Raw genomic sequence first — 15,932 nt, forward strand, 5'->3', positions numbered from 1 at the left:
ATAAGCTTCTAACTTTTCCACATTTTTTCAAATCCGTTTTTTTGTGCCCAGATAACTAAAAAGACCCTAATACCAGGGTCTTTTCTTTTGGTTCTACTAAGCTTTTTGATATAAGTTAAAATGTTCACGTAAATACTTTGCCGTCAAACCACTGCTTTTTTGCGAAATATCCACAGGTGTTCCACTAGCCACAATTTGGCCGCCGTGATTGCCACCTCGAGGTCCCATGTCAATCATATAATCACTGTTAGCCATAACATCAAGATCATGCGTAATGGTGATAATCGTTGCTTCTTGATCGAGCAGTTTTTGCAAAACCTGCAACAAGGTTCTGACATCTTGGGGGTGGAGACCGACCGTTGGCTCGTCAAAGACAAATAGGGTTCCTTTTTGTTGACGATGAATATGACTCGTTAGTTTAAGACGCTGGGCTTCACCCCCAGATAAGGCAGGTGTAGATTCGCCTAAATGTAGATAACCTAAACCCATGTCATGTAAGGTAGTGAGGGTTTTGGTGATTTTGGGTTCATTTTGAAACAGCTCTTGACCAAGTGCATCATCGACTGCATAATCAAGCACGTCAGCGATACTTAGTTCTTTCCACTTAACCTGCAGGACAGCTTGATTGTAGCGGTGGCCGCCACACAACGAACAAGTCTCGACCAGGTCGGGCAGGTATTGAATATCGAGGGCGATCACGCCACTACCACCACAGGCTGGGCAGGCCCCCTCCTTGTTATTATAAGAAAAATGAGCCGCGCGATAGTTTAATTTTTGGGCCTCCGGTTGTCGAGCGTAAAGTTTGCGCAGATTATCCATTATATCAGTATAAGTGGCTACTGTTGAACGCTGGTTTTTCCCGACTGGCGAAGAATCAACACTAATCACATTTTTAATCCCGCCATTGTTTAGTGTTTTCACCCATTTTGGTGGTTGTTCACCTGCTTTTTGCGCTTTAAGAGCTGGTAGTAAGGAATCAAGAATCAGCGTGGTCTTGCCCGCGCCTGAAAAGCCCGTAACAGAAGTAAGACAGCCTAAGGGGATCTGCGCTTGAACTCCTTCAACATTAAAGCGCTGGGAAACTGTGAATTCAACCTTGCCCCGTTTAAAGAGTTGATCTGGCGCAACGCGCGGGCGGGCATGCAAGGGAGCAGTTCCTTGAAGATATGGTCCAATAAGTGATTTTTGGGCATGCTCAATTTGAGTTGGCATTCCCTGGGAAATAATTTGGCCACCGCGGCTACCCGAACCCGGACCAATTTCAATAATCCAATCCGCCGCACTGATAATCGATGTTTCATGGTCGACAACCACCAGTGAATTTCCCTGGTTGACCAATTCATGAAAAACCTCAATCAAGCCAGCCACATTATCCGGGTGAAGACCTACAGACGGCTCATCTAAGACATACAAGACGCCGGTAGTTTCAGTGCGTAAGGTACGACCCAACTGAATTCTCTGTAATTCACCGGTCGACAGGGTACTGGCTTGTCGATCCAAACTGAGATAATCTAAACCCAGTTTTAATAACGGTTTTATCTGATGGCCCAATTCGCTAGTCAAATTTTGAGCTAAAGCTTGCATATCTTTAGGTAACCAGTGCAGAATCTTTTGCAGGTACTCACCCAATTCCCCCAAGGTCAAGGCTTCCGCTTCGACAATATTCTTACCAGCAACTTGCTGCTGCCAGCGGCTAGGATCAATCCGGCGACCTTGACACCGCGGACAAGTAGTAAACTGATAAAAAGTATTAATGCGCGCCAGGCCACGTTCTGACTTAGTAGTCTTACGCGAATTTACTACCGCGTTATAGGCATTTTCATACAAAGCATCTAAGTGATAGACGCGCCCCGTGGAAGTCGGCAAGTCCACTGGGACTTTGCGTTCTTCGCCATGTAAGACAATTTCTTTTTCAGCTGGATTTAACTCTTTATAGGGAACATCCGTCCGCACGCCTAATTCCCGTGCAATCCGCCACATCCAGTTTCTTCCCGGAATTTGCCAGGTTGCAACGGCGCCACCTTCCAGGGTACGGTTTTCATCCGCAATGATTTTTTGGTCATCAAGCTGCTCTACCGTCCCCAAACCCTGACACTTCTGACATGCACCAGCGGAGTTGAAGGCAAAGTCTTCAGCACTAAAGGCATAGAATTGCACCCCGCAGGTCGGGCAAGTAATCCGCCCCATTGCAGCACCTGTCAAGTCCATTGCCTGGGCAATCTTAATCGTTGGCGGGATCCGGTGGCCATTCGGGCAGACCGGTGATCCCAACCGTGAAAAGATTAAACGCAGAATATTAAAGACTTCAGTCACCGTCCCCACAGTTGACCGTACTCCTGGCACGGCCGGTCGCTGCCGCAAGGCAAGGGCAGAAGGAATATGCCTTACCTCATCAACTTGGGCCCGTCCCACTTGACTGATTCGCCGTCTGGTATAGGCCGCGAGTGAGTCAAGATAACGCCTTGCTCCTTCAGCATAAAGAATACCCATGGCCAGACTGGACTTCCCCGAGCCGCTCAATCCTGAAATTGCCACAAACTGGTGCAACGGAACATTAACACTAATATTTTTTAAATTGTTAACTCGGCCGCCAATTACTTCAATTTTACTTGGTTGTTGCTGGTAGTCCATCAGTGACCATCCTTTCCCTTATTAATTGGTTTTGGTGCCTTATCAGTCTTCTTTAACAAGTATTGCCGGATTACCTGAATCACCTGCTTGTTCTGCGGTAAACTCGAATGACCGGCCTCCTTGCCAGTTACAATCATCGAGGTATAGTCCTTGACCTGATTTTGAAAGACAAACTTTCCCGCGGCGACACTTGTTTCGGGGACAATACCATCTGATTCATAGCTTTTACCACCAGAAAGCGAATAAACTTTAAGATTTCGTGGTAAGTGCGACCGGCGTTTGATGAAATCTGCCAGCATCTGAGTATGGTTTTTAAGGTTTTTCTCCGTGAAATTATATGGGGTACCTAGGGTCATTAAAGTAGTCATGCGGGTATCAGCATCATATTGCGCATAATCATGCTCTAGCCAATAGGTCCAGATCAAGCCACCGTTAGAGTGACCAAAAGCTCGGAAGTTATTAAAGCGATAATTTTGCATTAACGAAGCAAAAGCCACGTCAAGCCAACCCGCTTGCTTCTTGATATTAGCATAACCATCTTTATTATTTTCGAAGCCAATAATAATAAAGGGTTCAAGGTCATTCTTACCAATCGAACCACTATAGGTCAATTTTGCTTCACGTGAAACAGTGATTTTTAACACACTGTGACGATTCAGTGACGTCTTATTGAGTTCTGCGATTAGTTGATTAAAGCGCTCGGTGGTAGCACTTGAGCCCGGTACCATGATAACCGGTGAAAGCAGCGACTTACTACGCTCAGCCCGCGCATTGTTATCTTTTTTCATCCAAAAAAAGCTCGGAACCGCCAGTAAAACTAATATCGTAGCCAGCAAAAGTAGCCACTTTAGATTAGGATTTTTGCGCATTATTCGACCTCCTTTAGGTGGACAATTTGCAATTCGACTTTTTCATTGATTTTAATAATGGGCCATAGTAAAAGCAGATCAAGAAAAAAAAGTAGAATTGAAAACACTAATGCTGCCCAGTTACCGTTAGTAGCCAAAAATGGAATCAGCAAACCCGGCGTGCCCTTTAAAATTGGGTACACACAGGCCGGAATGAGGTGCAAGCCAAGGGCACAGGCTGCCAAAATCACGTTAACCAGTGGCAGTAAAACACTGGGTAACAAAAACACCGGATTGAGGATGACGGGCAAGCCAATGGCAAAGCCTGAGCCGCAACTAAAAGTGGCTGGCAATAAATTCAAACGCGCAATAGCCCTAATTTCTCGGCCACTACGCCGCAGAAGTAGCAAGACAATGATAGCTAGAACCACACTTGTCCCACCCATTACACCATAGCTGTTAACTAGGCTACTACCTAAAAATTTGTAGGGGACATGCCAGGAATTGCCATGCTGCAGTGCATAAGTCAGGTTAGCCGCTGTAAAGGAATTATTAACCCGATCGGTAACCGAACTCATGGGAAAGCCAATACCCAGCCAATTAAGAAAAGTAATAATTACTAAAAGTAGCAGCACTTCTACTAAGTTGTTACTTGTTTGAATGCGGCCAACAATTTCCTTAAAACTGGCTGAATTCAACATCTTAAGCTGTAACTCGTAGATTGCAATCCCGAGCACAATTCCAAGCACCAAAGAAACAAGGGAGGGCCACACAGCATCCCAGGCCCGCTGCTGCACCCACTTGACGTTCTCTTCTGCCACAGGCTGGTAATCTTTTCCCAGCCAATGAAAAACTTGCCCAACACAATAACCAACAATTAGCGCCAGAAAAAGTGCCTTTATTTGTAATAAACTGGCCGTAAAGGGGAGACCCGCATTCCTACCGCTACTTGATGCATAAGAACAGAAAAGCAAAATTAGCACTGCCATTAGGCCCGCCAGCGTCGAATCTTTACGGTAGATGCGGGCAGTGTAACGTGCCATAAAGTAACTAGCATAAACGCCAAAAACGCCAAAAGTAATGCCTACCATACCTTTACTGACGAAAGAACCAGCATACCAAATGTGGTCAGACATGACTTTGTCCAAGCCCAAAATATTGTAAATCATTCCGTCTGGCGAAAAAAACAAGTCATTCAGTAATTTAAAATACGCACCAATTACCGCAATCGGCATCAGCATTACCAGCGTGCGCTGCGCAGCCCGAAAAAAGGGCGAGCGTCGTATTTCGAGCACGATTTTAACCGCAAAATCAAACATTTTTTCAACCCTTACTTTAACCATGAATTAACAAATCATAATACTCCAATTATACAACTCAAGCTCCTTTAAAGATGCTAACTAACTGTTACATTTTTCTATCATTTTAGATAAAGGTGTTATAATGAAGGTGATTTTTGAAGGGTGGAAAAATGAGCAAGAAAAAAATCGAATTATCTGAAAAAGTAACTAAGTTAGTCCAAAAGTATTTAGAAATATCTGGCGGCAACCTTGATGAGTTAACTAATGAAGCCTTGCTAACATACTTAACTGACCACCTAAAGTCCAGTCAAATTAAAGACGCCTTGAAAGAAAGAGACGAAGCTGATGCTAATTATGCTGACAAGTTAATCCATAACGAGATTAACAACCTGAACAAGTTTTAAAACTAGACATAAAAAGAGCAGGATTGATCCTGCTCTTTTTTACTAGTTAAAAATCAATTTATTATTTGGTGAATTGATCACCAGCAAGTTTACGGTAAAAGTTGGCCCGCGTAGTTTGAATATATGGTGTTAACCAAATTAGTCCCAAGCCAAACGGAATCAGTGCAATAATGGTCCAGCCAATGAAGCTCAGATCCAGTTTGAATAATTCCCATTTATGGCCGGCCATTAACCGCCGACTGGCAGTAATCCCAGTTGTTGCATGAACTTCTTGACCACTTTCAACCAAGTCATTAACAATGTATGGTGTCAGTGCATAAGAATATGACTTAACTATACCAGGGATAAGTAATAGAAACGTCCACAAGTACTGGAAAAGATAGCTTAACAGATAATTTAAAAATTCCGGGATAAAGCGATTATCAGTAAAAACGGAGAAAGTAGCTTTAAGTACCGGTAATTTCCGCCCCCTACTAAAGTTCAAAAAAGTAACGACCATGCTCAACATAAAGAAGCCGCTAAGCAGGCCTAGTCCCACATTACTCCCCAAGCGGCCGGACCAATAGCCCGGATCTAATATCTGATTTGGTGTAAAATCGTCCAAAAGCTGGCCACTGTTAAAATTCTGCAAATCTTCAATAACAGTTTTAATTTGCGGACTAAAAATAATACCATTAATCACAGTAATCAATACTCCCACAAACGCAGCCCAGCTCCAGTTACCACGCAGGTTTTCCTTGGCTTCTGCCTTTAATTCAGCTCTATTCATAATTACTCTCCTTACTTTTTTAGCTAAATCTATCTTACGCTTACTTATCAGCCAATAGCAAAGAATATACAAAAAAAGCCTAGTTCCACCAACATCGGAACTAAGCTCACACAGTGTTGTGCCGCCATAAACTGACCACATATAGAAAAATCACATTTTCGCTACCGAAGAAAATGATTACTTTCGTTATGACGGCACAACAAAATTTTAGCACTCAATAAGTTAAAAGACAAGGACTTAACCAATCATCATTACTTTATGGCTTTCTAGTTGAGCTAGTTAACCTATTTCACTGACTTTTTTAGCACTACTTTGCTGCCTTGCTTTTTTATGGTTCAAACTGGTTTTAAGCAGCTTTTTTTGCCATTTCTTACTATAAAAGTAATCGTTAATATTGTAGTCAACTGGTAGGTTAGGTTGGGCCATAAACGGCTTAACCGCTTGATCGACTGCCACCCAACCGCGCCAGCCTAAGTGAATGGTATCTTCCATAAAGTGTTTATCGCCGCCCCGCTTAGACAGGTCCAAAACATGGTTGAAACCCTGACTAGCTAACTGTAACTTGATTTTGGCAACCGCTTCTTGGTACATCTTTGAAGACAAGCCCGTATACTTGGCCCATTTATGGTTAACGGGCGGAATAATAAACAAAACATCAGTATGTTGCCGCGCAAACTGATCTAAAACTAGTTCAAAATCACTATATTCAACCGACTTAGTGTAGTTAAAGTGGCGCTGACTGCCCTTTACCTTCGCTAAAATCTTTTTATTCAATTTAGCTTTAAAGAACTTATCGTTAATGCCAAATTCATTAGAACTAGTATGACGGGCAGCTTGTCTGCTGGCTACTCGATTAAGGGCTTTGACCGAGTATTTTGCCGGCAGCCGTTTGGCTTTCTTATCAATCTTTTTAATTCGATCACGCAATTGAAACATGCTGAAAAACTTATCTTCGTTGTTTAACATGCGTCTTTGCCCCTCGATGAAGAAGCGTTGCGTACCAGTCAATTTCTCACCAGCTGCAATTTTAGACATCCCTTGCTTAATGAAGCCTTTAACCTCCGGCATGGTCAAAAAGCGTTTGGCCGCATACCGGTTAGCTAAGTTGTCTTCCTTAATGCCTAACAAAAAGTTGCAAGCTTGTAGCGGCGAGTAGTATTGGGCAAAAGCCGCTGAATTTTGCCCTTGTTTCGTGAACCACTGCGGTGAAACTATCATAACCGCCTTCTTATCCCGTAATTCCTCAGCCGAACCCTGCATCCCCAAAAAGTGGACTAACGACTGACTGCCGGGACCACCCAGCAAAAATGGGCGGTAATTACGGTGATACTTTTGGGCTAGCACACTCGGATGCAGCGGATCCATGCGTGATAACTCACTCGATCCATAAAAAGGCACATATTGCTCTTTGAAGGCATCCTGCTTGACTAGCGAACCCTTAAAAATGGTCGTTGAACGGGCATTAGCCGCCTGATAGATTGCGTCTTTGGAAAAGGTCCGCTCCCACGGTAACATAAAAATGATGACCGTAAGGATAATAGCGCAAAGAACCGGGCCAAAAATCTGCCACAGTTGGCGTTTATTGCTCATTTTCTAAGTTTTCCACCTTTGCCACAATTTTAGCTGGGGTATCCCACTCTTCACGGTCAAATTCTGAAACCGGAACATCAATTGCAAACTTTTCCTGCAAATTAAGCAACATTTGCACGCTGGCCATTGAGTCCATCAATCCAGTAGTGAAAATGTTTTCATCCATCTTGTCCGCCAAGTCTTCACCAGTTAATTCCTGTAAAATTGCTAAAACTTCGTTTTTGATATCCATGATAATAACCTCTTAATAAAAACTGTCGTTTACTTCCAACCAAACCAAAGTTGGCTGAGAAAGCCTGAGAAAAGCAAAAAGCTGAAACAGACCACATTGAATGTCACAAAAATTGCGAGCCCTTTGGTAAAACGATTGGATGGGATTTGGTCCCGGTGTTTCTTTTTAAATCTGATCCAGCTGTCGTTGATAATAATGGCAGAGGCATGAAACAGACCATATACAATATAATACCACGTTAGACCATGCCACAGTCCCATTACTAAGAAGAGTAATAGGTAAGCCACTTGTGACAGATGAACCGTGTTTTTAAACCATTTTTTCTTCATTGCGAAGAAGGTAAAACGCATGTAAATGTAGTCCCGGAACCAAAAGGAAAGGGTCATGTGCCAACGATTCCAGAAGTCCTTGATATTGGGCGCAATAAAGGGCTGATTAAAGTTCATTGGCGTGTGAATGCCCATGAAGTATGAAATGGCTACCGCAAACAAGGAATAGCCTGCAAAGTCAAAGAACAAGTACATACTATAACAGTACATATAGGCAACTACCCACCAGGACAGTTTCAAATTACCATTAGCTGCTCCCGCAATCAGTGCGTACTTGGTGATTTTAGGTAGCCAATAAGTGCCAAAGAACCAACCCAGAATAAACTTATACAGGAAGCCCTGGAACAAGTATCGGGTAGCTTGCGCCAGGTCATCGACATACTGCGCACGGGTGGGCACAGCATCACAATCCTTGGCAAACCTCCGATAGCGGTCAATTGGACCAGAGGACAGGGTCGGGAAAAATAGCAGAAAACGGAGGTAAGTGCCCCAATCAAGCTCCTTAATTGCCCCATCACGCACTTCCATAATTACTTGGACGGTCTTAAAGGTAATATAAGAAATTCCTAAAAAGCCTAAAACTCCTGGAATTTTTGCGGCTGGAAAAGCAGTTTGAAACTTAACTAGGATTAAGGGAACAATCGCCAGAATTACCGCCAGGTAGAAGACCCAGGTCTTATTCTGCCCGCTCTTGCGATAACGGAGGTAGCAATAAGCCAGTAGCAGCTGAAACAATAAATAAAGAATCAGGCTGACGCCTTGTTGCCACTTATCCCCGTCAAAGATCAGAAATAAGAACACCAATGAAAACACCAGCTCATAGATCTTAAAGCGGCGACCATTATAGAGACCCCAAATTAACGGCAGCAGCCCTACCAGCAAGTAGATGAAGTACTGCGGATTACTATAAGGTTGTAAGTTAACGAAATTAAAATTCACTACTCGTTAACCTCCTTAATTACTGCTTTGATATCAACCTTACCGTTTTGCGAAACTGGTAACTTCTCCCGGTAAATAAAGCGCTGGGGAATCATATATGGCATCAAATCTTTGGCTAAATCGGCCCGAATTGCCTTAGTTATTTCGGCTTCTGAATACCGGTCGGCGACACCATCCTTGAGCTCGATTTCAGCCACAATTTGCTTGACCGTATGATCCTTATTGTACTTAGGTGCAGCAACACCATGGTCAACGAACTGGTTCCGACTGATATAATGGTTAATTTCTTCAAGCTCAATTCGATAACCATTAAATTTAATCTGAAAGTCAATCCGTCCCCGGTAAAAGAGCAACCCATCTTTAAAGAAGCCCTCATCACCAGAGCGGTGACTCAAATATTGATCTCCCGGTTTTTTGAAGAAAGCTTGCGCCGTTTTAGTTGGATTATTGATGTAACCCTTGGAAGTTGCCGGGCCTGTAATAATAATTTCGCCCATATCGGGACGATTACCCTTACTTTTATCAATCGTAATACGCATATCTTCTTTGACTTTACCAATTGGCAGGCGATCATATTGCTGCAAAATTTTATCGGTAATTTCAACCTGCGTCACTGCCACCGTTGTTTCAGTAGGCCCATATGTGTTGAAAATTCGAGCATGCGGGAAGCGCTCTTTCAGCATAACTACTTCTGTATGTGGCAGTTCCTCGCCACAGAATAAGAATTGGCTTAAGTTTGGATGGTGGGCCTCGTCAAAAGTCTTATCCAAAAAACACATCCGGGCAAATGAAGGCGTTGATACCCAAATATTGAACTGCAGCTTAGGTAGGGTTTGAAAGAGCTGGGCAAAATTTTGCGTCAACTCATGGGGCAAAACAACTAACTTACCTGCACCTAGCAACACTGGATAGATACTCATCACTGAAACATCAAATGAATATGGCACCTGCACCAGAAAATCGGGATGCTCAGGCAAGCCAAAATCAGTCATTTCCCAGTTAAGGTAGCTGAGTAGGTTGTTATGGCTAATTTGCACGCCCTTAGGTTTGCCACTAGTTCCTGACGTAAAGATAATGTAGAAATTATCATCCCCGGTCACAAAGTTAGCGGGATCAATCGCATAGTTACCAACTTTAACCTCTTCCGGTTTGACAACCTTCAGACCAGATAAGTTAATGTCTGGCAATTCATCAATAGCCAAAATTGCTTCAGCCTCAGCCACTTCCTGGATCATCACTATGCGCTCAGCATTAGAGTAACTGACAATTGGAATATAAGCGTGGCCGGTTTTGACACAACCCAGAAAGCTGGCCAGCATTTCAAAGTCTTGTCCTCCCCAAACCATCACGGGACTTCCTGGCCTTATATCTAGGCTAGCAATTTTATGTGCCCAGGCATCAGATCGCTGCTTCAAATCAGCGTATGTATTGGTTTGACCCAGATAATCGAAGACTACCCGTTCAGGGTCTGCGCTTGCAACCTGATCAATTTCTTTAATTACATCTTTAATCATACCATCCTACCACCTTAAAACTCATTATAAATAAAGTGAACTGAAGTAAGACCACTATACTGATATAGATATATCAATACCATTAAAATCGCACAATAAACGAATGTGGTCAGAATAAACTTTCCGATACGCTTACTAGGCGAATCGCTTTTTTCCTTTTTAGCCATCGTTTCTCATCTCTTTCAGTAATGTACCACTAGATTATAACACTGATATCCTGGCTTGGTCAGAACTTTTAGTTAATTTTTACCAAATTTTGCTTTTTCATTGAAACTATTTTACATCTATCTTGCGACAAATGGTATATGCAAAATAAAGTGGTATGAAAACAATTATAGCAATAAATATAATTGCAGCTACTGCCAAAATAAAAATATTTCTAGTTTTTAGCCAATACGGACTCTTGGCTGTTGTCAAAATAAAACTACCAAACAAAATTGCCAGAACCATGCAGCCTAAAAAAAGACCATCATAGCCATTATTTCCACCTGTCCGCGCCAAATATAGCCAAAAGGCAGCTGGTATCACGCAAAGCCAGCCAGCCCAGCGCAAACAGCGAATAATTTTTTGGTGATATTTTTCCTTATCGATTTTGCTCTCCTCAATCCCAAATAAAAAAGTACTAGAGTTATTAAATCTCTCTAATTGTAACAAAGTGCGCTTTAGCAGACAATTTTTCACTTTTTAGCGGTTCGCACTGCAATTGGCGCTACTGGCTAGTCGCTTACTTATAAGGAGACTAGCCTGCTTGTGGTAGTCTGGTCTTTACTAGTTCTAAAGGAATTCTTTACCTATTCATAAGAGAATATACACCTTTACTTCAGATTTAAGGTTTATTATTTTGGATGTAATGAGCGATCATAAGCTTATTACATACTCCCACTTTTTATTTCATTCATTCTTACTCCTTCAAGTAGAAGAAAATAAATCGGTTCGCATTTCTATGTGGGCCGTTTTTCTTTGTTACAATTAGTTTGCTTTAATGTTGTTTTATCTCATGAAAGGTTCTGTAATAACATGTTTTCATCTGCAATTAGCCGCTTAATTGAAGAAAAGTCCGGTTCTTTTATCATTCCGGCATCACGTATTGCTTTTGTTGAGGACGATAATCCCCTCTACCACGCTTTTTTAATCTTAACTCGGGTTAAATACTCTAAGATTCCCGTTCTCGACCGCGACAATCGGGTGGTGGGCCTGCTCAGTTTAGCCATGATTACGGCTAAAATGCTCGAAACGGATGACATTTCCCTTGATCCGTTGACTGACTTAAAGGTAAAAGACGTGATGCAAACTGAGTTTGATAAAATAAACTTTGTGGAAACAACTTTAGAAACTCAACTGCATTTGCTTGTTGATAACGCCTTTCTGCCTGTTGTTGACGATGTGGGTGTTTTCCAAGGATTATTGACCCGGCGTGAATGGATCAAAGCTTTTAACTTTGTAGCCCATAATTTTGACCAAAAATATAAAATAACAAAAATCTAAAATAATTAAAAAATTCTCGCTCTAACTAAATTTTTGCTGCTCTTTTTTGTGTATTTTTAATCAAGGTGGACTATAATGATCACCAATAAGGTAACTTTATATCAGTTTTTTGTATATAGAAAGTGAATAAACATATGGTTCACCATAATAAATAATATTGAAAAACACACTATTGCTATCACAGCAGAAAAGAAAGACATTAAAAATGACAAGTCCAATAATTTCTGAACAATTCACCACACTAGTTAATACCATTATTAAAAACGGAACATACCCAAGTAATCGCGAATTATCGTTGAAAGAAAAGGCAGAGCTCGTCGCCCAGCTTAAGCAGCTCGACCTGTCTTCTGATGATTTAACCTCAGCCTTACTTATTACCTCAGCCCTTTATCAGGATAAAGCGGCCAAAGAAACAAAAGTTATGAATGCTAATTTTTCCTGGGTATTTGAAATCGTGCAACATGAACTGGTTTCAGCCACCCGGCTGCATACGTTGCTGCTGGACTTAGCCCGCGAAGAGCATTTTTCGCCTCAAGGCATTAACCGCATTAATCGCTACTTTACTGAAACAAGCGATTTTGGCAATAACGACAACTTCGTTACTATGTCAGCTACCGATGTAATCGATTCACTGCGGCGGGCCGGAACCTTCCGCATAAACCCCGTCAACTATGAAGAACACCAGCCTAGCCGAACCCCTTCAGCCAGACGGACAGGAGCAGACCGAAAAAGATACTCCGATAAAGTAATAAAATTAAAAGACTATTGATGAAGAAGGCCTAGCCTTCTTTTATTTTTATAATCATGTTTTTTTGAAGCTAAATTAGACTTATTCTAATTAAAACAAGAAAATTAGTGCTAAAATAAAAATCACGTACATTAATTTTATTCTTAGGAGGCAAACAAACTTATGAAGTTAAGACAGCAATGGAAGTTTATCCTGGTACTCATAGTGGGAGCAATTGGGCTGGTTTGTCAGTTTGGCCTACATGCGCAGAGCATTTTCCAAATTGGTAACTTGCAATTTCCAATTCAGGCAATTTTAATTGATCTAATCGGTATCATGATGGCAATTACATTATTAGGAGAGATCATTGCCGACTTCCAGTCTGGACGCTATGGCGTTGATATTTTAGCCGTGATTGCGGTTGTTTCAACGATTTTAATTGGTGATATTTGGGCTGAGTGGATGATTTTGGTCATGATGACCGGCGGTGAGACCTTGGAAGATTATGCAACTGGCCAGGCAGATAAGGAGTTGCGGTCGCTGCTAAACAATTCACCAACAATTGCTAACAAAATCATGGGCAAAGAGCTCATCTCGGTGGATGTTGATCAGTTGAAAATTAATGACCATGTCTTAATCAAGCCGGGCGAACAAGTTCCAGTAGACGGTCAGGTGGTCAGCGGTGCGTCAAGTTTTGACCAATCGTCATTAACTGGTGAATCTCTACCTGTAAGCAAGCATCCCGGCGATGAACTAATGTCTGGGTCAATCAACGGCAATGTTGCCGTGGAGATGGTGGTAACGAAAAAGGCCAGCGATTCAGAATACCAAACCATTGTTTCCCTGGTACAGTCATCCCAAGCCCAACCAGCCAAGTTTGTTAAGATGGCAGATCGGTATGCCGTGCCCTTTACCGTTATTTCCTTGGTAATCGGACTAGCTGCCTGGATTCACTCCGGTAATCTGGTCAACTTTGCCGAGGTGATGGTTGTCGCTTCCCCATGTCCTTTACTAATTTCGGCCCCAGTTGCCCTCGTTTCAGGCATGAGTTCAATGTCCAAGCACCATATAATCGTCAAATCTGGTCCCACCCTAGAAAAGCTTGCGACGGCCCAAACTTTCGCTTTTGACAAGACTGGTACTTTAACTGAAAATCAACTAGTCATTGATGAAATATTCCCGACTAGCAAGGACTTTAGCAAAGAAACTCTGCAAAGTTACGCAACCAGCATTGAGCAGCAATCAAGCCATATCATTGCCAACTCCCTAGTCAGCGTAACCGCCAAACATCTTCTTAAAGCTGCTACAGATATTAAAGAAACGACTGGTCAAGGCATTAGCGGTAAAGTTGACGGTCATCTAGTTAAGGTTGGCAAACTAAGCTTTGTAGCGCCCAGTCAACCAACTAAAGTAGTCAATTCAACTGCCATCTACATTTCAATCGACCAAACATTCGCTGGGTACATTACCTTTAAAGATCAGGTCCGCCCAGAAAGCGCCCAAACCATCGCCCGACTAAGGCGGCAAACCGGTGCCCACATGATGATGCTAACTGGCGATCACCAAGACGTCGCAAGCCAAATCGGTCAAGACGTCGGTATCAAGGATATCCGTGACAGCTTATTACCAGCTGAAAAAATTGCCGCAATTAAACAGATCCCGCAAGAAAAACGTCCGGTAGTCATGACTGGCGATGGTATCAACGATGCACCAAGCCTGACTGCCGCTGATGTCGGTATCGCAATGGGCGCAAAGGGAGCATCTGCTGCTAGTGAAAGCGCAGATGCAATCATCATGGTTAATGACCTGTCTAAGATTAATGATGCCGTAGCAATTTCCAAGCACACTATGAAGGTAGCTAATGTCGATGTTTTAACCGCTATTACCATCGTTATCATTATTGAACTAATAGCTTTCACTGGTGTGATTCCAGCCTTCTTCGGTGCCATTCTGCAAGAAGTAGTCGACATGATTTCGATTAGTTTAGCGCTCCTAGCCAAAACAACACCTAATAACCCGCAACAAACGGGCATTAGTTCTGAAAGATAAGTTAGTCAAAATAAAACAGACCACTTCATTAGTGAAGTGGTCTGTTTTACTTTATTCTTTCATTGTGTGAGTAAGCTGAATTGCTTTTAATCTTACCAGCCCGCTAGGCAGACGTTTATAGATAATACCGTAGTATTCAGACCCAAGCTTGCCTTGGCAATCAAGTTCGTCCCTGCCGCCTTGATTGTCAGTGGTGATTGTTTACCTTTTCCACCGGTCAGCATTTCTTTTTGTCCTCTAGCGTAACGCCTAATGTTACCAACTCAACATTTTTATAAAAATCCGAGTGAATTGTACAACATGTGGGCAATCATTGAATAGCGTAAATCCTTGGTTGTCGTATAGGTCCAGGCTAATATACAACCCAAAGCCCAATATAAAAAAAGATATTTCGTTAAAGTCGGATCATGAATATACCCAAAAACAAAACCGCTAAATAAAATACCCAGCCACTTACTGCTTGTCGTCTCCTGCGGGAAAAAGGTGTTAAAGAAAAAACCCCGGAAGATAGTCTCTTCAAAGATTGGTGCAATCAAGACAATCATCGGAAAGTAAAAATTACCTGCAGACCGCAGAATTCCATTTAGGATGGTTTGATTGTTTGAGGTGCTATCTCCATTAATGCCCAGCAGCTTCGGAAGTAAGATACTTGTCAGCGTCAGCAGGAGAAAACCTGCAATGGCAACCAAAATCCGTCGAATCCCCCAGTGCGGTTTGCGGTTAAAGTCCCACTTATTTTGCTTTTGTAACTGTTTGCGATAGATAAAAGCAAGCAGCAACAAAACACCAATCGTAACCGCCACGGTCAAGACAACGTAGCTGCTTGAGCTAAGGTGAAATGCTTTTTTAACCCGACTAGGATAAAAGTAAAACTGCTGGGTCAAGCTATATAATATTATTGCCACAATCATGACAACAATATTTCCCAGGAAATAAAAAACCTTGCGCATTATTGATAACTCCCTTTCAGTTCCGATTGAAAATAAAAATATATCATTGATTATGTACGCTGTCATAGTATAATGCAAGTTATCTTAAAAATGATTCGTCTCCTTATTAGGCTAAGCCCTGTGTAGTTTGCCGTCATGCTAAGCCAGGGTCACGATTGCCTAGC

15 protein-coding genes are annotated in these 15,932 nt (G+C 42.3%); 4 read left to right on the forward strand and 11 right to left on the reverse strand.

Annotation, left to right across the window (positions count from 1 at the left end; all coding sequences use genetic code 11):
* Window positions 1-96: 96 nt before the first annotated feature.
* The 3 genes from R8389_RS07650 to R8389_RS07660 are packed head-to-tail and all read right to left on the reverse strand — an operon-like array spanning window position 97 to window position 4,798.
* Entirely contained in the window at window positions 97-2,631 is a 2,535-nt protein-coding gene (locus R8389_RS07650) for an AAA family ATPase (RefSeq protein ID WP_317637433.1), read from the reverse strand.
* Window positions 2,631-3,500 carry an alpha/beta hydrolase gene (locus R8389_RS07655; protein ID WP_317637434.1) on the reverse strand — a complete coding sequence of 290 codons (870 nt, stop codon included), beginning with the start codon at window positions 3,498-3,500 and terminating at the stop codon, window positions 2,631-2,633. Before R8389_RS07655 ends, R8389_RS07650 begins: the two co-directional genes overlap by 1 nt.
* Window positions 3,500-4,798 carry a PTS sugar transporter subunit IIC gene (locus R8389_RS07660; RefSeq protein ID WP_317637435.1) on the reverse strand — a complete coding sequence of 433 codons (1,299 nt, stop codon included), beginning with the start codon at window positions 4,796-4,798 and terminating at the stop codon, window positions 3,500-3,502. Before R8389_RS07660 ends, R8389_RS07655 begins: the two co-directional genes overlap by 1 nt.
* 152 nt (window positions 4,799-4,950) lie before the next feature.
* Here R8389_RS07660 and R8389_RS07665 point away from each other — a divergent pair, with 152 nt between their 5' ends.
* Entirely contained in the window at window positions 4,951-5,184 is a 234-nt protein-coding gene (locus R8389_RS07665; protein ID WP_317637436.1) for a hypothetical protein, read from the forward strand.
* 61 nt (window positions 5,185-5,245) lie between these two features.
* On the opposite strand, the gene R8389_RS07670 is transcribed toward R8389_RS07665, so the two are convergent.
* The 7 genes from R8389_RS07670 to R8389_RS07700 form a co-directional block, all read right to left on the reverse strand.
* A complete protein-coding gene (locus tag R8389_RS07670; RefSeq protein ID WP_317637437.1) occupies window positions 5,246-5,953 on the reverse strand; it encodes a DUF975 family protein in 708 nt (235 codons plus the stop codon).
* A 279-nt stretch (window positions 5,954-6,232) separates the two neighbouring features.
* Window positions 6,233-7,543 carry a D-alanyl-lipoteichoic acid biosynthesis protein DltD gene (gene dltD, locus R8389_RS07675; RefSeq protein WP_317637438.1) on the reverse strand — a complete coding sequence of 437 codons (1,311 nt, stop codon included), beginning with the start codon at window positions 7,541-7,543 and terminating at the stop codon, window positions 6,233-6,235.
* Window positions 7,533-7,775, reverse strand: a complete 243-nt coding sequence (gene dltC, locus R8389_RS07680; RefSeq protein WP_317637439.1) for a D-alanine--poly(phosphoribitol) ligase subunit DltC — start codon at window positions 7,773-7,775, stop codon at window positions 7,533-7,535. The genes dltD and dltC overlap by 11 nt, the downstream gene beginning before the upstream one ends.
* Window positions 7,776-7,804: 29 nt before the next feature.
* Entirely contained in the window at window positions 7,805-9,043 is a 1,239-nt protein-coding gene (gene dltB / locus R8389_RS07685; protein WP_317637440.1) for a D-alanyl-lipoteichoic acid biosynthesis protein DltB, read from the reverse strand.
* Window positions 9,043-10,557 (reverse strand): D-alanine--poly(phosphoribitol) ligase subunit DltA, encoded by a 1,515-nt coding sequence (dltA, locus tag R8389_RS07690; RefSeq protein ID WP_317637441.1) that lies wholly within the window; start codon window positions 10,555-10,557, stop codon window positions 9,043-9,045. Before dltA ends, dltB begins: the two co-directional genes overlap by 1 nt.
* Before the next feature lie 14 nt (window positions 10,558-10,571).
* Window positions 10,572-10,724, reverse strand: a complete 153-nt coding sequence (locus R8389_RS07695; RefSeq protein ID WP_317637442.1) for a teichoic acid D-Ala incorporation-associated protein DltX — start codon at window positions 10,722-10,724, stop codon at window positions 10,572-10,574.
* Between the two features lie 106 nt (window positions 10,725-10,830).
* Window positions 10,831-11,211, reverse strand: a complete 381-nt coding sequence (locus R8389_RS07700) for a hypothetical protein (RefSeq protein ID WP_317637443.1) — start codon at window positions 11,209-11,211, stop codon at window positions 10,831-10,833.
* A 363-nt stretch (window positions 11,212-11,574) separates the two neighbouring features.
* Between R8389_RS07700 and cbpB the strand changes: the two genes are divergently transcribed.
* The 3 genes from cbpB to R8389_RS07715 all read left to right on the forward strand — a co-directional run bounded on the left by cbpB (window position 11,575) and on the right by R8389_RS07715 (window position 14,818).
* On the forward strand, window positions 11,575-12,042 hold the full coding sequence (cbpB, locus tag R8389_RS07705; RefSeq protein WP_317637444.1) for a cyclic-di-AMP-binding protein CbpB: 468 nt from the start codon (window positions 11,575-11,577) through the stop codon (window positions 12,040-12,042).
* 205 nt (window positions 12,043-12,247) lie between these two features.
* Entirely contained in the window at window positions 12,248-12,811 is a 564-nt protein-coding gene (locus R8389_RS07710) for a hypothetical protein (RefSeq protein WP_317637445.1), read from the forward strand.
* Window positions 12,812-12,952: 141 nt separating this feature from the next.
* The gene (locus R8389_RS07715) at window positions 12,953-14,818 is read left to right on the forward strand and encodes a heavy metal translocating P-type ATPase (RefSeq protein WP_317637446.1); all 1,866 of its coding nucleotides are present in this window, start codon (window positions 12,953-12,955) and stop codon (window positions 14,816-14,818) included.
* Between the two features lie 272 nt (window positions 14,819-15,090).
* Here the strand turns inward: R8389_RS07715 and R8389_RS07720 are convergent, their stop codons facing one another.
* The gene (locus R8389_RS07720; RefSeq protein WP_317637447.1) at window positions 15,091-15,768 is read right to left on the reverse strand and encodes a CPBP family intramembrane glutamic endopeptidase; all 678 of its coding nucleotides are present in this window, start codon (window positions 15,766-15,768) and stop codon (window positions 15,091-15,093) included.
* Window positions 15,769-15,932: the final 164 nt, after the last annotated feature.

The sequence above is a fragment of the Lactobacillus xylocopicola genome, from assembly GCF_033096005.1.
Lineage (GTDB): Bacteria > Bacillota > Bacilli > Lactobacillales > Lactobacillaceae > Lactobacillus > Lactobacillus xylocopicola.